The following is a 22,344-nucleotide window of genomic DNA, read 5'->3' as shown; positions in this document are numbered from 1 at the left end:
CGGCGAGGACATCCGCTGCCGCGAGGCAGGCGAGCACCGGGTAGGGTCCGCAACTCGCCAGCACCACCCCCCCCCCCCCCCCCACCCTCTCCCCCCCCCCCCCCCCCCCCCCCCCCCCCCCCCCGGTTCGGGCCCGTTCCTGCCTGAGAGGAGCAAGACCCAATGAGGTTCATCGTTGCACGTCAGACGCCCGTTACGGTGCTGCCGCCGGACCTGGGGCCGACGGACGCGGAGCTGGACTCGATCGAGGCCGAGATGCCGCTGATCGAGGCCGAGGTCGAGTTGCTGGACGCCCTGATCGCGCTGCTGGACCGGCCGGCGTCGGAGTTCGACGGCCGCCGGATCCGCCGGGCCCACCGGCGCGTGCTGGCGGCCCGTCGGGACGCGGCAAACAAGGCGCCCGGGGTCACCGCGGTGGTGGCGTGATGGCGCGGGCGCAGATGGTCTGCAGGTCCGGTCGGTGGCGCCTGTACGTGGTCCTGCCCGGTCGGCCCCAGTGGCCCACGCACAGCTTCACGGGTACCGCGGTGCCCACGCTCGCGGAGCGTTCACGGGCGCTGGAAGCCCTGGGCTACGTGCTCGCGGGTGCGCCGGACTGGTCGTGGGTGGAGGACGCCGAGGAGTACGGCATCCCCGACTCGCCTGTGGTCCTGATCGCCGTGGCCCACGTCGTTCCGGCCGGTGGGGGTGCGGCATGAGCGTCGGCCGTGTCCTGACCGGGCCGCAGAAGTTCGTCCTGGGCGCCGCGTTCGTGCCGATGCTCGCCACCGGCGCGGCCGGCGGTGCGGGGACGTTCTCCAACATCACCGGCGCGTACGGTTCCGGGACCGCGCTTGGCGCGGTCGCGGCGGGTGAGGGTGCCACCGCTGTTCTCGCGCTGGTGCTGCTGGGGCTGACCATGCTGGGGCAGGCTGCCCCGCTGGTGGTGCGGGCCGGGCTGTGGCTGCTGCCTGCCGCTGCGTCCGTCATGTCGGCCATGGCGGCGGACGGGCCGGGCCGCACGGTGATCTACGCGGTGACTCCGATGGGGATGTGTGTGGCGGCGGAGGGCATGGCGTTCCTGGCCCGGCGGATCGTGGTCCACACAGATGGCCGGGACGCCGAGGCCGAGCACCGGGCCGCCGCGCTGGTGCGGGCGCTGGCCTTCCACCGGGCCCGCGCCGCGAACCACCCCGACAAGCGCATCCGGAAGTCGTCCGAGCGCACCTCGTGGAGGCTGGCTAGAAAGGTCGGCGCCGGGGATGCCTCGCTCGGATCGCGTCTGCTGGATGTGCAGCGCGAGCGAGTCACCACGGGTGCGGATGTCGCGCTGGCGGACATGTTCGCCGTGGCCGTCACACCCGAGCGTCACGCCGTCACAGCCCCCGTGACGCTGGCCCTACCCACCGCCACCGAACCGCGTACTGCGACAGCCCCGCCGGTGATGGAGGGTGAGGCCGTCACGGCGCCCCGTGACGGGGAAGACACGCAGGTCAGCGCCTCGGTGTCGATGCCTGAGGATGAGGGCGTCACGGTGGGCGTCACGCCCGTGACGCTGGACGAGGTCGCGGCCGTGGCAGGTGTGCCCACACCCCACCCGGCCGAGCCTCTTACGGACACACAGCTTGTGGTGGTGCTGCGGCACCTGCGCTACTCGGCCGACCCGCCACTGTCCTACCGGCAGGCCGTCACGGCCTTCCGTGACGCCGGGTTCGTCGGCGGCGAGCAGCGCATCCGCTCTGCCTGGGGCGCCCTGATGGCCCAGGAAGAGAGCACCCCGTGAGCACCCTCCCGGTCTACCGGTGGCTGCTCGCGCCGGACGGGTTGGCGACGCGTCGACAGCTGCGTGCGGCCGGGCTGCGGCCCGGTGGACAGGACGTCGCTGCGGAACTGCAGCGCCCCCGCCGTCGGCGGGGGCCGCTGGTCGCATACCTGTACCGCGTCGACCTCGCGCTGCCGGTCCGGCCGATGACCTCGGCTCGGCGGGCCGCGCTCGCCGCCGCGAACGCCGCTCGCCGCATCTGCCCGACCTGCGGGCGGGATGCGGGCTACGTGATCCCGGCGCGGCTGGGTGAGTGCGTGCCGTGTGCCTTTCCCGATTCCGAACCGTGCGCCGCCTGAACCCCACCATCGTCGTAAGGAGTTCTGCTGTGTCTCGCCGTACGCGGTCCTCGGCCGCTTCGACCGTGCGGATCCCCCGTCAGCGTGGGGGCCAGCCGGTCATCGTCGTTCTCAGTCCCGAGCCCCCGACCCTGACCACCCGCGCCGCGCTGGCCGCGGGCCGGTGGGCGTGGAAGCACCGCCGCTCTTGGGCACCCACCGCCATCGCCACCGCCCTCCTGCCCCTGACCGGCGCCCTTCACCTGATCGAGCCGGGCACCGCGTGGTTCCTCGCCGTGCTCGCGCTGGCCCCGGCCGGCGCGTGGACGTGGAGCATGCTGCGCCGACGGCTCACCTCCCGCCAGGCCACGGTCTGGCGGGCTCTGCTCGCCGCGTTCACCACGGCCGCGGCCGCGTGGATCGCGCTGGCAGCCGGATTCGGCCCGGCCCACCCGGCCCTGCTCACCGCGTGGGCCGTCCTGACGCTCATCTCCCAGATCGGCTGGCTCGTGGCCCGCCGCCTGACCTCCGTGACCGAGAAGGAGAGCTCCTGATGGCCAACACCACCTCGGGCATGAACTGGGGCGCCAACGGCGCCGGATGGAAGACAAGCGGCGGACAGCAGACCCGCACCCAGCACGCCCGGACCACCCCGCGGCCGGGCGCGAACGGCTCCCAGAGCAAGACGTTCAACAAGTCGTTCTCGCCCGGCTTCACCCTGAACGTCAACGCCGGCGGCGGCCGCGGCAACAACGGCGGCGGGGGCCGCCGCACCACCACGGCCGGGGGTGGGCAGGGACCGAACCGGTCCCTGCTGCCCGCCCCGGAGTTCACCTCCCCCGCGCAGGTCCGCGAATACTGCAACGCCGTCCGCGCCGCCGGGGTCGCGCTGTCCATCGAGGTTGCGATGGGCGCGGAGATCCTCAAGGCCACCCTCGTGACCGTTCCGGACCCCGAGGGCCGTATCGGTGGCTCCCGGTTCCGGGCGGCGAAGGTGGCGCGGAAGATGCAGCGCGCCGCGGAGGCCCTGAGGGACGCGGCGAAGAACGCTGCTGCCACGTACGCGACATTCCAGCAGGAGTACGAGGAAGAGATCAACCGCGTCCGCCACCGTGCCCGGCGCCCATCGGCGCCGCGCATGGACTGGGGCCAGCTCTAAGGGGGAGTGATGGCAACGACTGAACGCACCACACCGGAGCAGCAGTACGAGGACCAGTTGCGCGGCTCCTCCGACGGGGCCGGGCTGGGCGCCTATGTGCTGCACCCGGCTAAGCCGCACCTGCCGCCGTGGCTGTGCGCGGGCGGTCTGGGACTGGCCGGTCTGCTGGGTAGCACCCAGTGGGAGGGCAGTGCCGCCGCCGGCGTCGGCCTCACGCTCGCCTCGGTCGCTTTGACCGGGGTGACGTGGTGGGCGGGCAAGGCAACCGGGCAGCAGCGCCGGCTGCACTCGGCCATCACGGTGGCCGCGGGGTCGGCGTGGCTGACCGGGGCCTGCCTCGCCGGACCGGCCACCGGGCCCCTGCCGGACCTGTACCTGATGGGCGGCCCGGCGCTCGCCCTGTCGTGGAACATCCGCATGGTGATGCGCCGCAACGTCGACGGCACAGCCGCCAGCGGGGCGGACAAGGGCCTGCTGGAGAAGGTCGGACTGGCCCGGGCGCAGATCGGGGCGACGTCGGTGGAGCCGAACCGGGTCACGGCGAAAATGGCACTGGAGGCGGGCGAGCAGACCAACGACGACCTGGCCAAGGTGCTGCCGCGGATCGCATCAGCGCTGGACCTGCCCAAGTCCGCCGTCCGCTACATGCCCGACCCCGACTCCGCCCGCCGCGGCGAACTCGTCATCGTCCCCGAGGACATGCTTGCCCAGGTCGCGGAGTGGTCGGGCCCGTCGAACCTGGGCGGCAGCATCGCCGAACCGCTGGTCATCGGCCGATACGACGACGGCTCCTCGCTGGTGCTGTGGCTGCCGGGTGATCCGGAGATCAAGCGGAACAGCACGCATCTGCTGATCGCGGGCGGGACCGGTTCCGGCAAGGGCGAGACGGCCCTGAACCTAATGCTGGAGATCCTCTCCCGCCGTGACGTGCTCCTGTGGCTCAGTGACCCGAAGATGTTCCAGGACTTCCGCCCCCTGCTGCCCGGCATCGACTGGGCGGCCGAGGGCGGACCGGACACCGAGGTCATGGTGGAGGCCATCAAGGCCGTCATCCCCGCCCGTACCCGCTGGCTCGGCGCCCACGGCTACCGCCAGTGGGTACCCGAGGCAGCGGAACGGCAGAACAGCCGTGACCACACGTGCCGCCCGGACGGGCGGCCGTGCGGGTGCGCCGGGATGCCGTTCCTGGTCACGTGGATGGAGGAAGCGGCGAACACGCTCCGGCTGATGGGCGACGACGCGTTCACCGGGATCGCCCAGGAAGCCCGCTCCGCCGGCGTCTCCCTGATCGTGTCCCTGCAACGGCCGTCGTACGACCAGATGTCCACCTCCACCCGGGCGTCCCTGCCGTCCGTGATCGCCCTCGGCTGCGACCCCCGCGACGAAGGGTTCTCCCTCCCCGAAACGGTCATCGACGCCGGCGCCCACCCGGGCGCGTGGGGCAACCGGCGGCCGGGCTACTGCTACGTGGTCTCGCCCGGCATCCCCGAGGACCGCTACCCGTCCCCGGGCCGCACCTTCGCCGTCCCCCACACCGCCACCCCCGCCCTGGAAGACCTCGCCCGGTGGGCGCAGTCCAACGGCGCAGCCGCGGACCCGATCACCGCCGGCGCGGCCCGCGCGGTGGCCGGACAGAACTACGCCGGCCGCACCGCTCCTGGCGCCGCCCCGGCCCTCCCGCCCACCACCGCCGTGGAAGAGACGGGGGCGGAAGCGGAATCGTCCGGACTCCTCGTCGATCCGGAAGACGCCGGTATCGACCCCGAGGCCGAGCTGCCCGGCGGGGAGGACGGCGACGACACTCCGCTGTGGGAGTCCCCCGGGCACAAGCCGTCCCCGGAGGAGGCCCGGGAGCTGTTCGCGGACGCGCTGGACGACTTCGAGTCGGCCGGGCGGATGGTGGTCGGTCCGAAGGACTTCATGGACTGGTGCGACCGCCACAAGCTGTCCCGCCCGTGGGTGTCCGCCCGCCTGAAGGACGCGGCCCTGGACGGCCGGCTGGAGCCGACCTCGGTCACCGGCAGGTGGCGGATCGTCCCCAACCTCAAGATCGCCTGACGCCTGACACCCCCTGACACCGTCAGGGCCCCGTGACACCCAAACTGCTAGGCAAACCCGCTGTCAGGACCCGTGACACCTGCTGTCTGACACCTCCTGACAGCGACGCCTGACACCACATCCCTCGGGCCCGCGCCACCCGTCCTCGGCGCGGGCCCGACCCATACCCGGGAGGCATGCACATGCCCCACGAACCCGTCATCAACCACCCGACCCCCGCCGTCTGGCAGCCCGCCCCGACCCCCGTGCCGGGGCCCCTCCTCCCCGCGATACCGGCCGGGGTGGACATCCGTCCGGTGATCCTCCCGGATGGCACTCGCACCCTCGCCTACACCCACCCCACCCCCGCCGAACCGGCCCCCGTCGCCGTACCCGCGGCCAGCATTCCGAGGTGGGCGAAGACCACCGCGCTCCTTGCCCCGACCGTCGGCGGGGGCGTCGGTGCGGCCGGAATCGGAATCTCGTACGCCGCCCCGGGAGTCCTCGCCGTGGCTGAAGCCCTCTGGGCTCTCGTCGCACTCATCGCCGTCGGCGCCGCCGTCCCCCTCCTCTTCCGCGCCGGACGCACCCGCGGACGCGCCGGCACCGCCACGACCCACATCACGCAGCACGTCACCGCGACCGGCCTGTTCGGCCGTGCCACTGGCACCATCCACCACCGCTGAAAGGGACACCATGACCCGCACCACGATCCCGTGGTTCGAAACCTGACCGACAGTGTCTACGCCCTCGGCGCCGCGGCCCGCGAAGCACAGCGCGCCTACCACGCCGCCACCATCACCGCTGCCCACTACGACCTTGACCGGCTCAAGCACGTGGACGGCGAACTCACCATCCCCGGCCGGCCGAGCAGCATGCCGTTCCGGCCCCCACGACGACGCCCTGTTCGTCATCGGGGACGTCCACCGCAACCAGGCGGACCGGCTGCGCCGGCTGTACGCGCAGACCGCCGAGGGCTACGCCTTCGGCGCCACCTGGGCCATCCGGCAGGTCCTCGACGGCCACCAGCCGCCAGCGGTGGAACTCGGCCGCACCGACCAGGGGTTCTACGTCCTCCCCAGCGAGGTCTACCCGAGCGCTGAGGCGTTCGAGGCACTGGGGCGGTGGAGCGGCAAGGCCGACTTCGACCGCACCCTGCGCGAGATGCAGCGCTGCGAGGCCGCCGCCGAGTACGCGGCCGACCTGGACAAGAACGACTACCTCGCCGACCACGAAGCGTCCGCGATGCACGACGCCTCGCAGGTGGCCGTGGGCCTGCCCGACGCCATGCACGCCTACGGCCAGCACGCCGAGACCGCGTTGTGCTTCGCGCTGCCGGAGCCGCGCCGGAAGCACGGCCGCAGCTAGCTATGCCGAGGGCGGCCCCAACCTCACGCCAATGAACCCGGGGCCGCCCTCTCGTCTCCCGACCCATCAGAGGGTCAGAAAGAGGTCTCCAGCATGACCCATCACCCCCCGTCCGCGCTGCTGACCGCAGCATTAGCAACTGCTGCCCGCGGCTGGCCCGTGATCCCGCTCCGCCCCGGCTCCAAGGTGTCCGCCCTCCACGGCGAAACCCGCTGCCCCCGCACAGGCGACTGCGCCGACGGGCACGCCAAACCCGAACAGCGCGCCACCACCGACCCCGACCGGATCCACGCCGCGTGGGCGGCCGGCGCGTTCAACGTGGGGTTGGCCACCGGTCCGGCCGGGCTGGTCGTCATTGACCTGGACGCCCCCAAGCCGTCCGATCCGCCGGGAACCCTCCACGGCCGCGAGATCCTCCACAGCCTGTGCACGTCCCTGGGCGAGACCCTCCCGGACACCCACGCGGTGGCCACCCCGTCCGGCGGGCTGCACCTGTACTTCGCCGCCCCGCCCGGCGCCAAAGTCCGCTCCACCCAGGACATCCTTGGCCGGCGCATCGACACCCGCGCGTGGGGCGGATATGTCGTCGCACCCGGCAGTACCCTCCCCACCGGGTGCTACGAGATCACCGACGACCGGCCGCCCGCCCCGCTCCCGGCCTGGATCCACGCCCAACTGACCGCCCCGCCCCGCATCAAAGCTGTCCCGCTCCGCCCAGACGTCTCCACGGCCCCCACGGGGCGCCGGGCCGCCTACGCGGCGGCCGCCCTGCGGAACGAAACCGTCAACGTCGCATCGTCGGCCGAGGGTGGACGGAACAAGGCGCTCGTGCGTGCCGCGCGGGCCCTGGGACGGCTGATCGCGTCCGGCGACCTCGACCGCACGGAGGTTGAGCAAGCTCTTAGCTGGGGGGCGGAAGCGGCTGGCCTGAAGCCCTACGAGTACCGCTCCGCCATCACCAGCGCCCTGAACTGGTCCATCGCGAACAACCCGACCGGCCGGGCGACGGCATGAGCGCCCGCGAACACCCCCCAGCTAAGAGCCCTCCCGACACCCCGACAGACATCCGCCCCGCCGAACCGGCCCCCGTCGCGGACGGCAGTAGCGCGCCGAAGGTCGTCGCCCGTCAGGGCGTCCCTTCTGTTGTTCGCCCTGACCCGCACCTGGGTGACGGGCGCCGCATCGTGGCCGTGTTGCACCTGGGTGTGCCCTTCCGGGGCGCCCCCTGGACCCGCGCGTGGTGCGAGTGCGGTGCGTGGGACGAACGCGCGACTGGCCTGCGCGCCATCCGCGCCCTGGAGGCACGTCATATCGCACACCGCACCGTGTGCCCGTTGCGGGTCCGGGATCACGGGGAGGCGGGATGAGCGCCCCTATCCGGCATGTGGTGATGATGAGCGGCGGGATCGGCTCCTGGGCCACCGCCCAGCATGTGATCAGCGAACACGGGGCGGACGAGTGTGTCCTGCTGTTCGCGGACACCAAGGTCGAAGACCCCGACGTCTACCGCTTCCTGAACGAAGCGGTCGCCCAGCTCGGGGCCCGGCTGGTCACGGTCGCTGACGGCCGCACCCCCTGGGAGGTCTTCCGCGACCGGCGAATGATCGGCAACTCCCGGATCGCGCCGTGCAGCCAGTTCCTCAAGCAGATCCCCTGCCGGACCTGGTTGGAGAACAACACCGACCCTGCACAGACCACCGTGTATGTCGGGATCGACTGGACCGAGACCCACCGCCTGCCCGCGATACAGAACGCCTACCTGCCCTGGGTCGCGCTGGCCCCACTGTGTGAGCCGCCCTACCAGGACAAGCACCAGTTCATCGAAGCAGCCAAGCAGGCCGGCCTGACCCCGCCCCGCATGTACGCCCAGGGCTACCCCCACGCGAACTGCGGCGGTGCCTGTGTCCGTGGCGGTCAAGCCCAATGGGCCCGCCTGCTGGCCACCAACCCTGACCGCTTTGACGCCGAAGCGAAGGCCGAACAGGACCTGCGTGTCTACCTCGGCAAAGACATCGCCATCCTGCGCGACCGCACCGGCGGCATCACTCGCCCCTTGCCCTTGACCGAGCTGCGACAGCGCATCGCCGAAGACCAGGCAGACCAAGACGCGCTGGCCACTGACTGGGGCGGCTGCGGCTGCTTCACCGACCCCACGCCCAGCCCCATGCCCACGGGAGCATCCATGCCCAACGCGACCACGCCCTCCCCGCCCGTCGTCGGCGCTGCGCTGCTTGACGACGTGGAAGCCTTCCACCGTCGTTTCAACGTCTTCCCTAGCCAGGCCGCCTACGTCGCCGTGGCTTTGTGGGACGCGCACGCCCACCTCCTGGACTGCTTCGACGCGACCCCGCGTCTGGCGTTCCTCTCCCCGGAACCTGGGTCGGGCAAGTCCCGGGCGCTGGAGATCGTGGAGACCCTCGTTCCCGCGCCGATGGTGGCCGTGAACGCGTCTGCCGCCGCGCTCTTCCGGGCCGTGTCCATGGGCGATGGCCGCCCCACCGTGCTTTTCGACGAAATCGACACCGTCTTCGGCCCGAAGGCCGGGGACAACGAGGAGTTGCGGGGGTTCATCAACGCTGGCCACCGCCGCTCCGGGGTGATGTACCGGTGCGTCGGGGACGGCGGTAACCAGACCGTGGTGCCGTTCCCCTCGTACTGCGCCGTCGCAGTTGCCGGACTCGGGTCGCTGCCCGACACGATCCTCACCCGGTCGGTCATCGTCCGGATGCGGCGGCGGGCCCGCAACGAGCACGCCGAACCCTTCCGCGCCCGCCTCCACACCACCGAAGGCCACGCGTTGCGTGATCGGCTCGCCGCGTGGGCCGACAGCGTCCGGGACCGCATCAGCGGCGCGTTCCCCGTCATGCCGGACGGGGTCACCGACCGGCCCGCGGACGTGTGGGAGCCCCTCCTCGCCGTCGCCGACGCGGCTGGCGGGGACTGGCCCGAGCGGGCGCGTGCGGCGTGCGTGGAGCTGGTCACCGCGGCGCAGAGCGACGACAAAGCCAGCCTGGGTGTCCGCCTGCTGACCGACCTGCGGGACCACGTCTTCGGGGACATCCCCCGACTGCCCACCGCCGCCGTCCTGGAACAGCTCAGGGCACTGGACGAAGCGCCGTGGGGGGACATCAACGGCCGGCCCATCGACGCCCGCCAGCTGGGCCAGATGCTCCGGGAGTACACCACCGCCGACAGTCGGCCCGTGGTCGCCCGGAACATCAAGATGGGTGGCGCCGTCCTCAAGGGCTACTACGCCGCCGACCTCGCCGACGCCTGGACCCGGTACTGCCCGCCCCCCGGCCCCCTCCCCTGAAAGAGCGCTACCAGCGCTACCGCCGCTACCTCGCAGGTCAGAGCACCTGCCAGAGGTAGCGGCGCCACCCCAGGTAGCGGCAAGCAGCCGCTACCACGCCACCCCTGCCACCCTGCCGGGGTGGCGGACTCATCCGCTACCGCTACCCCATCCGCTACCGAAAACAGGCCACTGACCTGCGCGGTAGCGGAGTAGCGGCAGTAGCGGACTTCTCAGAGGTACCAGCCCCGGCCGCGAACGGAGGGATCACCCTGAACGCCCTACCGCCCCGCTTCTTCAAGACCGAGACCCTCGCCGAACTGCTCGACGTGCCCGTGGAGACCGTCTACCAGTGGCGTAAGAAGCGGACCGGCCCGCCCGGATTCCGTGTCGGCAAGCACGTCCGGTACCACCCGGACGACGTACAGGCCTGGGTCGCACGGCAGATGGCTGCCGACACCGGCCAGGCCGCATAACGACCCCATCCACCGAGGGCGGGCCCAGTCCGGGCCCGCCCTTCTTCGTCGCCTGAAAGGCTGCATGTGGCAGGCCACATCCAAGACCGCTGGTTCAAGACCGAGACAGGCCCGGACGGCAAGCCGGTCCGCAGCAAGACCGACCGCCACGGCACCGGCATGCGCTACCGCGCCCGGTACATCGGACCGGACGGCACCGAGAAGTCCAAGAGCTTCCCCGACAGGCAGAAGCGCCTCGCCGAGAAGTGGCTGGCGCACATCGAGGCAGACATGTCCCGGGGGCAGTACATCGACCCGGCCGCCGGGCGGATCACATTCCGGGAGTACGGAGAGAAGTGGCTCGCGTCGCTGACGACGGACGTGACCACGCGGTCCTCCGTCGAGGTGCAGATCCGCAAGCACGCGTTCCCGTACCTCGGCACACGGCCGCTCGACTCGTTCCGGCCGGAGCACATTCGCGACTGGCTAAGCGAGCTGGAGCAGGTGCTGCCGGTTTCCTCGTACCGGCGCGTCATCTTCGCGAGCGTCTCCGCCGTGCTGGCTGCCGCCGTGGACGACGAGCTGCTGGCGAAGAACCCGTGCAAGGCCCGTACGGTCCGGGCACCCGCCTCGGTCCCTCCGCGGGTCAGGCCGTGGACGCCCGAGCGGCTCTTCGCCGTCCGGGCCGCGCTACCGAAGCGGTACCGGGCGATGGCAGATGCCGGCGGCGGTCTGGGGCTCCGGCAGGGTGAGATCTTCGGCCTGCCGGACGACCCAGATGACTTCCGGGGTGAATGGCTCCGCGTCGCCAACCAGGTGAAGGTAGCGAACGGGCACCTCGTCTTCGGTCCGCCCAAGCGGGAAAAGGAACGGGATGTGCCGCTCCCCCGTCGCATCGGTCAGGTGCTGCGAGAACACCGCGAGGAGTTCCCGCCGGTGGAAGTGACGCTTCCCTGGCTGAAGCCGGACGGGCCGCTCGTTACCAAGCGGCTGCTGTTCTCCCTCCCAGGCGGTGGCGCGGTGCGGCGCACCGACTTCAACACCCGGGTGTGGAAGTTCGCCCTCGTACAGGCCGGCGTCATCCCGGAGCCGCGGCCAGGCAAGCACCACCAGGCCGCACGCGAGCACGGGATGCACGCGCTGCGGCACTTCTACGCGTCCGTCCTGCTGGACTCCGGGGAGAACATCAAGGCGCTGAGCACCTACCTCGGACACGGCGACCCTGGGTTCACGCTCCGCGTCTACACGCACCTGATGCCGAGCAGCCACGAGCGCACCCTGAGGGCCGTGGACGAGGTCTACAAGGCTGCCGGTCCGACGGCTGACGGCCCACAGACGGCCCAGGGGGCTTGAGACGACTCCGGGCCGACGGTCGGTGACCGTCGGCCCGGAGTGTCAGAAATTTCTGGCAGTAACGCTGACCTGCGGTTACAACACCGGGAGGTTCTTGCGGAGTTCGAAGGCGGTGACCTCCGAGCGGTATTCCTCCCACTCCTGCTTCTTGTTGCGCAGGAAGAAGTCGAAGACGTGTTCGCCGAGGGTTTCGGCGACCAGTTCGCTGCGCTCCATCAGGGAGATCGCCTCGCCGAGGTTCTGCGGGAGGGGCTCGATGCCCATCGCGCGGCGTTCGGAGTCGGACAGCGCCCACACGTCGTCGTCGGCGCCGGCCGGGAGTTCGTAGCCCTCCTCGATGCCCTTCAGGCCGGCGGCGAGGAGGACGGCGTACGTGAGGTAGGGGTTGGCGCCCGAGTCGATCGAGCGGACCTCGATGCGGGAGGAGCCCATCTTGCCCGGCTTGTACATCGGGACGCGGATCAGCGCCGAGCGGTTGTTGTGCCCCCAGCAGATGTACGAGGGCGCCTCGCCGCCGGAGCCGGCGGTGCGGGAGGAGCCGCCCCAGATCCGCTTGTACGAGTTGACCCACTGGTTGGTGACGGCCGAGGTCTCCGCCGCGTGGCGCAGCAGGCCCGCGATGAAGGAGCGGCCGACCTTGGAGAGCTGGTACTCGGCGCCGGACTCGTAGAAGGCGTTGCGGTCGCCCTCGAAGAGGGAGAGGTGGGTGTGCATGCCGGAGCCGGGGTACTCGGAGAAGGGCTTCGGCATGAACGTGGCCTGGACACCCTGCTCCAGGGCGACCTGCTTCATGACCAGGCGGAAGGTCATGATGTTGTCGGCGGTGGAGAGGGCGTCGGCGTAGCGCAGGTCGATCTCCTGCTGGCCGGGGGCGCCCTCGTGGTGGCTGAACTCGACCGAGATGCCCATGGATTCGAGCATGGTGATCGCCTGGCGGCGGAAGTCCATGCCGACGTTCTGCGGGGTGTGGTCGAAGTAGCCGGAGTTGTCCGCCGGGACGGGGCGGGAGCCGTCCAGCGGCTTGTCCTTCAGCAGGAAGAACTCGATCTCGGGGTGGGTGTAGAAGGTGAAGCCCAGGTCGGAGGTCTTGGCCAGGATCCGCTTCAGCACGAAGCGCGGGTCGGCGAAGGAGGGGGAGCCGTCCGGCATCAGGATGTCGCAGAACATGCGGGCGGTGCCCGGGGCCTCGGCGCGCCACGGCAGTATCTGGAAGGTGCCCGGGTCCGGCTTGGCGATCATGTCGGACTCGTAGACCCGCGCGAAGCCCTCGATGGCCGAGCCGTCGAAGCCGATGCCCTCGTCGAAGGCCTGCTCCAGCTCGGCCGGGGCGACGGCCACGGACTTCAGGAAGCCCAGCACGTCGGTGAACCACAGGCGCACGAAGCGGATGTCGCGCTCCTCCAGCGTCCGGAGGACGAATTCCTGCTGCTTGTCCATGCCTTCATCCTCGCAGTTCAGACGGCTTGTGCACCACCGCCCCCAGGGGTGGCGCACAGGAGGGCGGGCCCAGTATCGCCAGCCGTGGTTTCCGCCAGATTACGCACCCCGCAAAGGTCGTGGCACCCCGCACTGACCTTGGACCCGTCATGAGCACTACCATCTGCGGCCATGGGGGGACGGGAGCACACGCGGCACGGGCGCATCGGGCGTCACCTGCCTCGCCGTGCCCTCATCGCGGTCGCCCTCTCCGTACTGCTCGGCGCCCTGCTGCTGTGCGTACGCCCGGGTGAGCCGCACGCCGTGACCGCGGCCGTGACCGCGGCCGGAGCCGCGGCCGGGGCCTCCCCCGCCCCCGTCCTGCAGGCTCACGGGCATCTACCCCCGCACGCGCCCGCGCCCGCGCGGGTCGTGTGCGTGTCACACGACGATCTGCCCGGCTGCTCCCCCTTCTCCCACGTCGCCCCCGGCGTCCTGCCCGCCCCGCCGCCCGCCGCGCCGCTGGCTGCGGCCGCCGCGGACCCCGTCGCACGCGTCGTCGGCGCCGGGCGGGCCCGCCCGCACGGCGCGCTCGCCCGGGCCCCCGACCTCCACGCCCTCCAGGTGTTGCGGACCTGACAGATCCGGGGCGCTCCCACCGCGCGCCCCCGCCCGACCGGATCCACACTCCACCCCCTCAGCAAAGGAACAGGGCACATGGCCGGCACCACCCGGAACGACCAGCACTCCCGCCAGGCGCGCATAGCCGAGATGCGCCGGGCCGAACGCGCCCGCGAGCGCCGTACCAAGGTCATCGCGATCACCGCCTCCGTGGCCCTCGTCGGCGGCCTCGTCGGCTTCGGCGCGTGGGTGCTGATCGACCAGAAGAACAAGGAGAAGGCCGAGGCCGCCGCGATCGAGGCCGCCCGTACGGCCCCGATCGCCCAGGAGCAGACCTGGGAGGCCAAGTCGCTGGGCCGCAACCACGTCGAGACCCCGGTGTCGTACCCGATGAACCCGCCGGTCGGCGGCGACCACAGCCTCCGCTGGATGAACTGCAACGGCGACGTCTACAAGGAGCCGATCCCGCAGGTGAACGCCGTCCACTCGCTGGAGCACGGCGCGGTCTGGGTGACGTACAGCGAGAAGGCCCCGCAGGCCGAGGTCGACAAGCTCGCCGAGAGGGTGGCGAAGACCCCGTACTCGCTGATGAGCCCCGTCAAGGAGCAGGCCGGCGCCATCACGCTGAGCGCGTGGGGCAAGCAGGTCACCGTGGACAGCGCGTCCGACCCCCGGGTGAAGCAGTTCTTCACCAAGTACGTGCAGGGCCCGCAGACTCCCGAACCGGGTGCGGCCTGCACCAACGGGCTGGCCGGCAAGTGAGGCGTACGTACTGGGCGGCGGGCACGGCGGTCCTGCTCGCGCTGGTGTTCGCGGTGGCGGCCACGGTCACCGCCGCGAGCGGGAGCTCCGGGGCCGACTCCGCGCGCGAGCAGCGGACGCCGGCCCTGTACTCGCCGGACGCGGGCTTCGCCCGGGACATGGCGGTGCACCACCAGCAGGCGGTGGAGATGTCCTTCGTCGTGCGCGACCGCACACAGGACGAGGCCGTACGCAGCCTCGCCTACGACATCGCCAACACCCAGGCCAACCAGCGGGGCATGCTGCTGGGCTGGCTGGACCTGTGGGGCCTGCCGAAGGTGCTGGCCGACGAGCCGCCCATGTCGTGGATGTCCGCGGGCGGCGGCAGCGGCGAAAGCAGCAGCCACTCCGGGCACACCGGCCAGTCCGGGCACGACATGGGCGGTGTCACCGCCAAGCCGGGCGCCCTGATGCCCGGCATGGCGACCAAGGAGGAGCTGGCCGCGCTCGGCGCCGCCCAGGGCCGGGACGCGGAGGTGCTCTACCTCCAGCTGATGACCGACCACCACAAGGGCGGGGTCGCGATGGCCCGGGGCTGCGCCACCCAGTGCCGAACCCCGGCCGAGCGGGCACTCGCCCAGGGCATGGTCGACGCCCAGCAGTCGGAGCTCACGCTGATGGCGGACATGCTGCGGCAGCGCGGGGCTGCGCCGCGCGGGTGACGTAACACCCCCGTACGGTGGTGGGAGGGCGCCCTCGCAGGCCCTCCCACCACCGGCCTCCCGAGGGCGCCGAGGCGGGCGCGACCGCGCCCGGCCGCCGCAACGGCATGCTCAGGAGGTTCCCCTATGACCACCGCGGCAGAAATCATGCACCCCGGAGCCCAGTGGATCCCCGCCACGGAGACCCTGGACCGGGCGGCCGAGCTCATGGGCCGGCTGGGCGTGGGCGCCCTGCCCGTCAGCGACGCCAACGAACGGCTGTGCGGCATCATCACCGACCGCGACATCGTGGTGAAGTGCGTGGCCAAGGGCCACGACCCGGCGAAGGTCACCTGCGGGGACCTGTGCGAGGGCACCCCGCGCTGGATCGCCGCCGACGCGGACGTCTCCGCCGTCCTGGACGAGATGGAGTCCCACCAGATCAAGCGGCTCCCGGTCATCGAGAACAAGCGCCTCGTCGGCATGATCAGCGAAGCCGACCTGGCCCAGCACCTCCCGGAAGCACAGCTCGCGGAATTCGTGGAGAGGGTCTACGCCCGCCGCTGAGGAGGCGCCGCCGCAGCGCCGCGGGAGGCGCCCAGGACCGCTCGGGCCGTTTGGGCCGGGCGGTCCAGCATGACCAGGTGGCCCGCGGGGGCGGCGGTCTCGAAGCGGGCGTCCAGGGCGGCCGCCAGGCCCCGCTGGCGGTCCAGCCAGTGCAGGGCCGCCGCCGAGCCGGAGCCGTCGTAGCCGGCGAGGACCGTGGCGGGGGCGGTCAGCGGCCGGCGGGAGCGCAGCGCGAGGACCTCGGCGGCCATGTCGGGATAGCGGGCGTTCTCCAGCAGGATCCCCTGCCACACCCGGCCGGTGCGGTAGCAGCGGCGTACGAGGTCCCGCGCGGCCGGGTCGGGGCCGCAGGTCCGGGAGAGGCGTACGGCGGCGCGGCGGGCCGCGGGCCCCACGGCGGCCGGGAGCCCGGCGGCCGTCAGGGCCCGGCCGAGCGCACGGGCGGCGCCGGTGCGCAGCCCGGCGGGCAGGACCGCGTGGGGCTGCTCCTCGACACTGCCGTCGACCAGGACCAGGGCGGCGGTGCGCTCCGGGTACAGGCGGGCGAAGGCCTCGGCGTGGAACCCGGCGATGGAGTGCCCGGCCACCGTGACCGGGGCCCGGCCCAGGCCCAGAGCGTCCAGCAGCCCGGCGATCCGGCGGGCCTCCCCGGCGGCGGTCGGCGGGGCCGCGGCTGGGCCGCTCAGGCCGTGCCCGGGCCGGTCGAAGCGGATCACGGTCCGGCCGGCGGCGACGAGCAGCGCGGCGACCGGGTCCCAGTCGAACCAGGCCATGGCGAGCCCCGCGCTCAGCACGACGGGCGGACCGCCGCCCTCCACCACCACGTGGATCGGAACCCCGTCCTCCGACCGGACGAAGGCCGGGACACCGGGAACGCCCGGGACACCGGGAACGCCCGAGGCACCGGGAACGCCCGGAGCACCAACGCCACCCGGGGCCGTCATGTACGGCGCTCCTCGTACACGGAGTAGGCCAGCAGGCCCAGCCAGAGCGCCACGAGCAGCACCTGCATCCGCTGCCCGGCGCCCAGCGCCCAGGTCCCGCGCCCGGCGGTGAACAGGGCGATGGCGGTCAGGGTCCAGGCGGTGGCGAGGAGCTCCAGGACGACCAGTGTGGGCCCGTACTCGGCGAGCGGCGCGAAGCGGCCGTAGCGGCGGGCGGCGACGGTGAGGGCGACGATCCCGACGAGGGCGCCGGTCATCGCGAGGCCGCTGCTGACGGCATGGGCCTGGTGGGTGGCCGGGACCAGCTTGGCGGTCTCCAGGGCGGCGCACTCCGGGTCGACGGTCGGGGTGCAGCTCAGCGGCAGCCAGGCGTCGGCGGCGGTCGCGGCGCCGAAGAGGGTGACCCCGGCCCAGCCGGTGACGGACCAGGGGCGGCGGGAGTCGTGGTGCCACCGGAGCCGGATCAGGGCCAGCAGGCCGCCGGTGAAGGCGAGCAGGCCCGCGGTGAAGTCGGTGGCCCGGAAGAGGCCGCCGAGCGGCTGGTCCTGGGCGGCGAGCTCGCTGACGTAGGTCTGGATGGGGTTCAGGCCGGTGGAGAGGACGACCTCCATGACCCAGGCCGTGTAGGCGGTGGCGGCGAGACCGATCAGCACGGCGATGACCTGCGGCCCCCTGGACCGCCTGGCACCCTCGGGACACCCCGCACACCTGGGGTCCGTGGGGTTTCTGGGGTCCCTGGTGCCCTTGGTGTTCCTGGGGTCCCTGGCACCCTTGGGGTCCATGTGGTTTCTGGCGCCCTTGGGGTCCTTGTGGTTCCTGGGACTCGCGGAACCTATTCGGTCCTCGGGTTTCGTCGTGCGCAGCCCTTTTCCGTTCTCCTTTGCGGCTTTTGCCGTCATGTTCCCCATCATCCTTAACACGGCCGAACCGGCCCTCCGTTCGGATACCCACGCGCGGCGGGGTTCCGGGCAGGGCGCGCCCCCGTTTCGCGCACGGCCCGGGGGCCGCCCGGCGGCCCCGGGCCGTCCGAGTCGGCCCCCTGCCCTGGATGACGCGACCCCGGCCGCTTGCGTTGCCTCGCTCCCCGAGTACGACGGACCACACCGCTCCCGCCGCACCGCCGACCCGACCGAACGGGGCACGGAATGTCGGGTCCGGGCCGGCGGCCCGTTCCTACGGTGGGGACCGCACAGAGGAAGGAGGCCGGGATGCTGGAGCAGCTGAACCGGGCCATGGACCACATCGAGGACCGCCTCCACGGCGACGTGGACGCGGCCGAGCTCGCGCGGATCGCGATGACGTCGGAGTACCACTTCCGGCGCCTGTTCTCCGCGCTGGCGGGGATGCCGCTGTCGGAGTACGTCCGCCGCCGGCGGCTGACCGTCGCGGGCGCCGAGGTCCTGGCCGGCGAGCAGACCCTGCTCGACATCGCCGTACGCCACGGCTACACGTCCGCCGAGGCCTTCGGGCGCGCGTTCCGCGCGGTCCACGGCATCGGCCCGGGCGAGGCGCGGCGCACCGGTGCGGTCCTGCGCGCACAGCCCCGGATGTCCTTCCGCCTCGTCATCGAAGGGAGTACGGCCATGCAGTACCGGATCGCGGAGAAGGCGGAGTTCCGGATCGTCGGCAGGAAGACGCGGGTGCCGCTCGTCCACGAGGGCGTGAACCCGGCCATCGTCTCGTTCGTCGAGGCGGTCGGGCCGGAGCTGGCCGAGCGGATAGCGGGCCTGTCCGACCAGGAGCCGGCCGGCATCGTCTCGGTGACCGAACACCTGGGCGACAGCCGCGAGGAGGGCGTCGAACTGGACTACCACCTCGCGGTGGTGACCGGCGCCGGGGGCCCCGGAGATCCCGGAGGACCTGGACGTCCGGGTCGTCCCGGCCGGCGCCTGGGCCGTCTTCGCGAACACCGGCCCGTTCCCGCAGGCCCTCCAGTCCCTCTGGCGGGACGTCTACACCCAGTGGCTCCCGTCCAACCCGTACGCCCTCCGGCCCGGTCCGGAGATCCTGCGCACCCCGCGGTCGGTGGACGGGGCGGACGTGACGACCGAGCTGTGGATTCCCGTGGAGCGGACCGCGGTCTGACGGGACGCCATGAGGCCGACCGGCCCTGCCCTCCGCACCCGGAGGGCAGGACCGAAAGCTTTTGGCCACGCGTGAAGCACCATGGCAGGCTGTTCGATCATCAGACCGCCTCCTTCGATCAGACGAGGACGTTCCCGCCGCATGAGTACGCCTCCGAACCCGCCCGGCCCGCCCACGGAGCCCGAGGGCACGCCCGTACCCCGGCCGGAGGCGGCCCCGACGCGCAAGCCGTCGCCGAACAAGCCCGCGGACGCCCCCTCTGACGCCCCCGCGGACGCGGCCACCGAGCCCGCGTCGACCCCGGACCGGCCGGAGCCGGCCGACGCGACCCGCCCGCTGTCGCTCACCAAGGCTCCGGAGGCCGAACCGCAGCCCGCCGCCGAGACCGGCCCGGGGCCGCTGTCGCTCACCAAGACCCCTGAGGCGGAAGCGCAGCCTGCGGCAGCCCCGGAAGCCCGGCCCGACCCCGATCCGCAGCCCGAGGCGGCCCCGGAGGCGGTCCCCGAGGCGGCCCCGGAGGCGGTCCCGGCACCCGCCGCCGTCGAGGTCCCCGCCACTGCTGCTGCCGCTCCGGCGCCGGACGCCACCGCGGCGAGGCCCGATCCCTGGGCCGCCCCGACCCCGGGGGCCACCCGGGCGCCGGCCCCGACGGCGGCCCCGGCCCCGGAGGGGGCCTACTCCGCCCAGCACGGCTTTGCGGCGCCCTCCCCCGCGCCCGGATCCGGCGGGGCCGTGCCGCCGGGGGCCGTGCCGCCGGCCCCCGGTCCGTGGGGCGTGCCCGGAGCCGGGGCCGGGGCCGGCGGCGCCTGGTTCCAGCAGCCCGCCCCCGTGACCAACGGCCTGGCCGTCGCCGCCCTCGTCGTCGGCCTGATATCGCTGCCCGTCGGCCCGATCCCGTTCCTCTTCTGGCTGGGCGCCATCCTCGGCGTGACCGCCGTCGGCCTCGGCATCGGCGCCATCGGCCGCGCCTCCTCCGGCGCCGGCCGCAAGACGATGTCCATCGTCGGCACCGTCCTCGGCGCCCTCGGCATCGCCGCCTCCATCAGCGGCTACTTCATCACCCAGACCCTGGTCGACCGCCTCGCCGAGCAGGCCGCCGAGGCCCGCTTCGACGACCCCGCCCGGGACGACCCCGACGCCGACGAGCCCTGGCCGCCGAACCCGTCCGCGACCCCGTCGCTTCCCGCGCCGAAGCCGTCGCGCTCCGCGCCGCCCACGGGCCCCGGCATGACCTCGCCGCTGCCGTTCGGCGAGACGTACACCTACCCGAACGGCATCAAGGTCAGCCTGTCCGTCCCGAAGGAGTACGTGTCGAAGAACAGGTACTCGACCGTCCGCAACGCGGTGCAGATCACGCTGACCATCACCAACGGCACCGCCGAGAACCACAACGTCATCCACGCCGTGCCCGAGGTCCGCGACGACAAGGGCATGACCGCCCAGCTCGCCTTCGACGGCGGCGACATGCCCAAGTTCATCCGCGGCGACATCCTGCCCGGCCAGTCCGCCAGCGGGATCATCACCTACGAGGTGCCCGAGGGCACGACCAGCCTCAGCGCCGCGATCTCCCCCGGCATCCTGATGCCCAGCGCGAAGTTCGCGGGCCCGATCGGCTGAGCCGACAGCGGCCGACGGCGGCCGGCAGGCGCCGACAGCGGTCGGCAGCACACTCCAGACAGCCGCGCCGGGCCGCCAAAACCCTTGCGGCACGGGGCTTCCAGGACATCGCGTCAGAAAGACGATTACACTGGGCCCCGTGCCTCAACTACGCCTCGCTCTGAATCAGATCGACTCGCACGTCGGCAACGTCTCCGCCAACGCCGACTCCGTCGTCCACTGGACCCGGCACTCCGTCGAGCGGGGCGCCCACCTCGTGGCGTTCCCCGAGATGATGCTGACCGGCTACCCCGTCGAGGACCTCGCCCTGCGCGCATCCTTCGTCGAGGCCTCCCGCGCCGCCCTGCGCGGGCTGGCCGGGCGGCTGGCGGCCGAGGGCCTGGGCGAGGTGCCGGTCGTCGTCGGGTACCTCGACCGCTCGGAGCGGGCCGCCCCGCGCCTGGGCCGGCCCGCCGGCTCCCCCGAGAACGCGGCCGCCGTCCTGCACCGCGGCGAGGTCGTGCTCCGCTTCGCCAAGCACCACCTCCCCAACTACGGCGTGTTCGACGAGTTCCGCTACTTCGTGCCCGGCGACACCCAGCCGGTGATCCGCGTCCGCGGCGTCGACGTGGCCCTGGCGATCTGCGAGGACCTGTGGCAGGAGGGCGGCCGCGTGCCCGCCACCCGCTCCGCCGGGGCCGGCCTGCTGGTCTCCGTCAACGCCTCCCCGTACGAGCGCGAGAAGGACGACGTCCGCCTCGAACTGGTGCAGAAGCGGGCCCAGGAGGCGGGCTGCACGCTGGCCTACCTCGCGATGATCGGCGGCCAGGACGAGCTCGTCTTCGACGGCGACTCCATCGTCGTCGGCGCCGACGGCCGGGTCATCGCCCGCGCCCCGCAGTTCTCCGAGGGCTGCGTCCTGGTCGACCTCGACCTGCCCGCGGCGCCGGCCGACGCCCCCGAGGGCATCGTCGACGACGGGCTGCGGATCGACCGCGTGATCCTGTCCGAGGAGCCGGTCGAGCCGTACGAGCCGACCGTCCCCGGCGGCCAGGCCGACCGCCTCGACGACGCCGAGGAGGTCTACGACGCGCTGGTCGTGGGCCTGCGCGCGTACGTCAAGAAGAACGGGTTCCGCTCCGTCCTGATCGGGCTCTCCGGCGGCATCGACTCCGCGCTCGTCGCCGCCATCGCCTGCGACGCGGTCGGCGCGCAGAACGTGTACGGCATCTCGATGCCCTCGAAGTACTCCTCGGAGCACTCCAGGGGCGACGCGGCCGAACTGGCCCGCCGCACCGGCCTGAACTTCCGCACCGTGCCGATCGAGCCGATGTTCGACGCGTACATGGGGTCGCTGGGCCTGACCGGCCTGGCCGAGGAGAACCTCCAGTCCCGGCTGCGCGGCACGCTGCTGATGGCGGTGTCCAACCAGGAGGGACACATCGTCCTCGCCCCGGGCAACAAGTCCGAGCTGGCCGTCGGCTACTCCACCCTCTACGGCGACTCGGTGGGCGCGTACGGCCCGATCAAGGACGTGTACAAGACGGACGTCTTCCGGCTCGCGCGGTACCGCAACCGGGCCGCGGCCGAACGCGGCGAAACCCCGCCCATCCCGGAGAACTCGATCGCCAAGCCGCCCAGCGCCGAACTGCGCCCGGGCCAGGTGGACACGGACTCGCTGCCGGACTACCCGGTGCTGGACGCGATCCTGGAGCTGTACGTGGACCGCGACCAGGGCATCGACGCGATCGTCGCGGCCGGCTTCGACCGGGAGCTGGTGGCCAGGACCCTGCGGATGGTGGACACCGCCGAGTACAAGCGCCGCCAGTACCCGCCGGGCACGAAAATCTCCGCGAAGGGCTTCGGCAAGGACCGCCGCCTGCCCATCACGAACGGCTGGCGCGAACACGCCTGACCCGGGGCGCGGCCG

Annotated in this window: 22 protein-coding genes and 1 pseudogene; 20 read left to right on the top strand and 3 right to left on the bottom strand. The window is 72.6% G+C overall.

All coding sequences use genetic code 11. The annotated features are described in order from the left end of the window. The first annotated feature begins 162 nt into the window (after positions 1 to 162). The 13 genes from AC068A_RS33100 to AC068A_RS33040 all read left to right on the top strand — a co-directional run bounded on the left by AC068A_RS33100 (position 163) and on the right by AC068A_RS33040 (position 11,743). On the top strand, positions 163 to 426 hold the full coding sequence (locus AC068A_RS33100; protein ID WP_478589971.1) for a DUF6284 family protein: 264 nt from the start codon (positions 163 to 165) through the stop codon (positions 424 to 426). Continuing rightward, positions 426 to 698, top strand: a complete 273-nt coding sequence (locus tag AC068A_RS33095; RefSeq protein WP_478589970.1) for a DUF6303 family protein — start codon at positions 426 to 428, stop codon at positions 696 to 698. The genes AC068A_RS33100 and AC068A_RS33095 overlap by 1 nt, the downstream gene beginning before the upstream one ends. Further along, positions 695 to 1,762, top strand: coding sequence for a hypothetical protein (locus AC068A_RS33090; protein ID WP_478589969.1), 1,068 nt, complete (start codon positions 695 to 697; stop codon positions 1,760 to 1,762). The genes AC068A_RS33095 and AC068A_RS33090 overlap by 4 nt, the downstream gene beginning before the upstream one ends. Continuing rightward, entirely contained in the window at positions 1,759 to 2,100 is a 342-nt protein-coding gene (locus AC068A_RS33085; protein ID WP_478589968.1) for an RRQRL motif-containing zinc-binding protein, read from the top strand. The genes AC068A_RS33090 and AC068A_RS33085 overlap by 4 nt, the downstream gene beginning before the upstream one ends. Before the next feature lie 29 nt (positions 2,101 to 2,129). Beyond that, positions 2,130 to 2,633: a hypothetical protein gene (locus AC068A_RS33080; RefSeq protein WP_478589967.1), complete on the top strand. Its 504-nt coding sequence runs from the start codon at positions 2,130 to 2,132 to the stop codon at positions 2,631 to 2,633. Then, the gene (gene traA, locus AC068A_RS33075; protein WP_478589966.1) at positions 2,633 to 3,238 is read left to right on the top strand and encodes a plasmid transfer protein TraA; all 606 of its coding nucleotides are present in this window, start codon (positions 2,633 to 2,635) and stop codon (positions 3,236 to 3,238) included. The genes AC068A_RS33080 and traA overlap by 1 nt, the downstream gene beginning before the upstream one ends. Before the next feature lie 9 nt (positions 3,239 to 3,247). Beyond that, the gene (gene traB / locus AC068A_RS33070; protein WP_478589965.1) at positions 3,248 to 5,296 is read left to right on the top strand and encodes a plasmid transfer protein TraB; all 2,049 of its coding nucleotides are present in this window, start codon (positions 3,248 to 3,250) and stop codon (positions 5,294 to 5,296) included. A gap of 176 nt (positions 5,297 to 5,472) precedes the next feature. Next, entirely contained in the window at positions 5,473 to 5,961 is a 489-nt protein-coding gene (locus tag AC068A_RS33065) for a hypothetical protein (protein ID WP_478589964.1), read from the top strand. Positions 5,962 to 6,094: 133 nt separating this feature from the next. Next, complete coding sequence (locus tag AC068A_RS33060; protein WP_478589963.1) at positions 6,095 to 6,643, top strand: hypothetical protein; 549 nt, start codon at positions 6,095 to 6,097, stop codon at positions 6,641 to 6,643. A gap of 93 nt (positions 6,644 to 6,736) precedes the next feature. Then, the gene (locus tag AC068A_RS33055) at positions 6,737 to 7,657 is read left to right on the top strand and encodes a bifunctional DNA primase/polymerase (RefSeq protein WP_478589962.1); all 921 of its coding nucleotides are present in this window, start codon (positions 6,737 to 6,739) and stop codon (positions 7,655 to 7,657) included. A 1,168-nt stretch (positions 7,658 to 8,825) separates the two neighbouring features. Next, on the top strand, positions 8,826 to 9,956 hold the full coding sequence (locus tag AC068A_RS33050; RefSeq protein WP_478589974.1) for a DUF3631 domain-containing protein: 1,131 nt from the start codon (positions 8,826 to 8,828) through the stop codon (positions 9,954 to 9,956). 104 nt (positions 9,957 to 10,060) lie between these two features. Beyond that, positions 10,061 to 10,411 (top strand): helix-turn-helix transcriptional regulator, encoded by a 351-nt coding sequence (locus AC068A_RS33045; protein ID WP_478589973.1) that lies wholly within the window; start codon positions 10,061 to 10,063, stop codon positions 10,409 to 10,411. Positions 10,412 to 10,477: 66 nt separating this feature from the next. Next, a complete protein-coding gene (locus tag AC068A_RS33040) occupies positions 10,478 to 11,743 on the top strand; it encodes a tyrosine-type recombinase/integrase (protein ID WP_478589961.1) in 1,266 nt (421 codons plus the stop codon). Between the two features lie 75 nt (positions 11,744 to 11,818). On the opposite strand, the gene AC068A_RS33035 is transcribed toward AC068A_RS33040, so the two are convergent. Then, positions 11,819 to 13,180, bottom strand: coding sequence for a glutamine synthetase family protein (locus AC068A_RS33035; protein WP_478589960.1), 1,362 nt, complete (start codon positions 13,178 to 13,180; stop codon positions 11,819 to 11,821). A 171-nt stretch (positions 13,181 to 13,351) separates the two neighbouring features. On the opposite strand from AC068A_RS33035, the gene AC068A_RS33030 reads away from it, so the two are divergent. The 4 genes from AC068A_RS33030 (at position 13,352) to AC068A_RS33015 (ending at position 15,789) form a co-directional block, all read left to right on the top strand. Then, the gene (locus AC068A_RS33030; protein ID WP_478589959.1) at positions 13,352 to 13,798 is read left to right on the top strand and encodes a hypothetical protein; all 447 of its coding nucleotides are present in this window, start codon (positions 13,352 to 13,354) and stop codon (positions 13,796 to 13,798) included. Positions 13,799 to 13,876: 78 nt separating this feature from the next. After that, positions 13,877 to 14,542 carry a DUF3105 domain-containing protein gene (locus AC068A_RS33025; RefSeq protein ID WP_478589958.1) on the top strand — a complete coding sequence of 222 codons (666 nt, stop codon included), beginning with the start codon at positions 13,877 to 13,879 and terminating at the stop codon, positions 14,540 to 14,542. After that, positions 14,539 to 15,243: a DUF305 domain-containing protein gene (locus tag AC068A_RS33020; protein ID WP_478589957.1), complete on the top strand. Its 705-nt coding sequence runs from the start codon at positions 14,539 to 14,541 to the stop codon at positions 15,241 to 15,243. The genes AC068A_RS33025 and AC068A_RS33020 overlap by 4 nt, the downstream gene beginning before the upstream one ends. 126 nt (positions 15,244 to 15,369) lie before the next feature. After that, positions 15,370 to 15,789 (top strand): CBS domain-containing protein, encoded by a 420-nt coding sequence (locus AC068A_RS33015; protein WP_478589956.1) that lies wholly within the window; start codon positions 15,370 to 15,372, stop codon positions 15,787 to 15,789. Here AC068A_RS33015 and AC068A_RS33010 read toward each other — a convergent pair. Together AC068A_RS33010 and AC068A_RS33005 are read right to left on the bottom strand one after the other, a co-directional pair. Beyond that, on the bottom strand, positions 15,774 to 16,733 hold the full coding sequence (locus AC068A_RS33010; RefSeq protein WP_478589955.1) for an alpha/beta fold hydrolase: 960 nt from the start codon (positions 16,731 to 16,733) through the stop codon (positions 15,774 to 15,776). The genes AC068A_RS33015 and AC068A_RS33010 overlap by 16 nt on opposite strands. After that, positions 16,730 to 17,383: a DUF998 domain-containing protein gene (locus AC068A_RS33005; protein WP_478589972.1), complete on the bottom strand. Its 654-nt coding sequence runs from the start codon at positions 17,381 to 17,383 to the stop codon at positions 16,730 to 16,732. The genes AC068A_RS33010 and AC068A_RS33005 overlap by 4 nt, the downstream gene beginning before the upstream one ends. A 558-nt stretch (positions 17,384 to 17,941) precedes the next feature. On the opposite strand from AC068A_RS33005, the pseudogene AC068A_RS33000 reads away from it, so the two are divergent. The 3 genes and pseudogenes from AC068A_RS33000 (at position 17,942) to AC068A_RS32990 (ending at position 22,329) form a co-directional block, all read left to right on the top strand. Next, positions 17,942 to 18,818 (top strand): annotated as a pseudogene (locus AC068A_RS33000) (AraC family transcriptional regulator). Positions 18,819 to 18,959: 141 nt separating this feature from the next. After that, complete coding sequence (locus tag AC068A_RS32995; protein WP_478589954.1) at positions 18,960 to 20,435, top strand: DUF4190 domain-containing protein; 1,476 nt, start codon at positions 18,960 to 18,962, stop codon at positions 20,433 to 20,435. Between the two features lie 139 nt (positions 20,436 to 20,574). Next, positions 20,575 to 22,329: an NAD+ synthase gene (locus tag AC068A_RS32990; protein WP_478589953.1), complete on the top strand. Its 1,755-nt coding sequence runs from the start codon at positions 20,575 to 20,577 to the stop codon at positions 22,327 to 22,329. Positions 22,330 to 22,344: the final 15 nt, after the last annotated feature.

The organism is Streptomyces sp. NPDC043854 (assembly GCF_056436005.1).
The sequence above is the reverse complement of the archived record's forward strand: the minus strand, read 5'-3'. Positions and strand labels throughout refer to the sequence as shown.

Bases quoted from the DNA above. Each gene is read 5' to 3' on its own strand.
- AC068A_RS33090 (WP_478589969.1), top strand. From the start codon at position 695: ATGAGCGTCGGCCGTGTCCTGACCGGGCCGCAGAAGTTCGTCCTGGGC.
- AC068A_RS33010 (WP_478589955.1), bottom strand. From the start codon at position 16,733: ATGACGGCCCCGGGTGGCGTTGGTGCTCCGGGCGTTCCCGGTGCCTCG.
- AC068A_RS33065 (WP_478589964.1), top strand. From the start codon at position 5,473: ATGCACATGCCCCACGAACCCGTCATCAACCACCCGACCCCCGCCGTC.
- AC068A_RS33030 (WP_478589959.1), top strand. From the start codon at position 13,352: ATGGGGGGACGGGAGCACACGCGGCACGGGCGCATCGGGCGTCACCTG.
- AC068A_RS33055 (WP_478589962.1), top strand. From the start codon at position 6,737: ATGACCCATCACCCCCCGTCCGCGCTGCTGACCGCAGCATTAGCAACT.
- AC068A_RS32995 (WP_478589954.1), top strand. From the start codon at position 18,960: ATGAGTACGCCTCCGAACCCGCCCGGCCCGCCCACGGAGCCCGAGGGC.
- traB (WP_478589965.1), top strand. From the start codon at position 3,248: ATGGCAACGACTGAACGCACCACACCGGAGCAGCAGTACGAGGACCAG.
- AC068A_RS33095 (WP_478589970.1), top strand. From the start codon at position 426: ATGGCGCGGGCGCAGATGGTCTGCAGGTCCGGTCGGTGGCGCCTGTAC.
- AC068A_RS33035 (WP_478589960.1), bottom strand. From the start codon at position 13,180: ATGGACAAGCAGCAGGAATTCGTCCTCCGGACGCTGGAGGAGCGCGAC.
- AC068A_RS33025 (WP_478589958.1), top strand. From the start codon at position 13,877: ATGGCCGGCACCACCCGGAACGACCAGCACTCCCGCCAGGCGCGCATA.
- AC068A_RS33015 (WP_478589956.1), top strand. From the start codon at position 15,370: ATGACCACCGCGGCAGAAATCATGCACCCCGGAGCCCAGTGGATCCCC.
- traA (WP_478589966.1), top strand. From the start codon at position 2,633: ATGGCCAACACCACCTCGGGCATGAACTGGGGCGCCAACGGCGCCGGA.
- AC068A_RS33050 (WP_478589974.1), top strand. From the start codon at position 8,826: ATGCCCAACGCGACCACGCCCTCCCCGCCCGTCGTCGGCGCTGCGCTG.
- AC068A_RS33100 (WP_478589971.1), top strand. From the start codon at position 163: ATGAGGTTCATCGTTGCACGTCAGACGCCCGTTACGGTGCTGCCGCCG.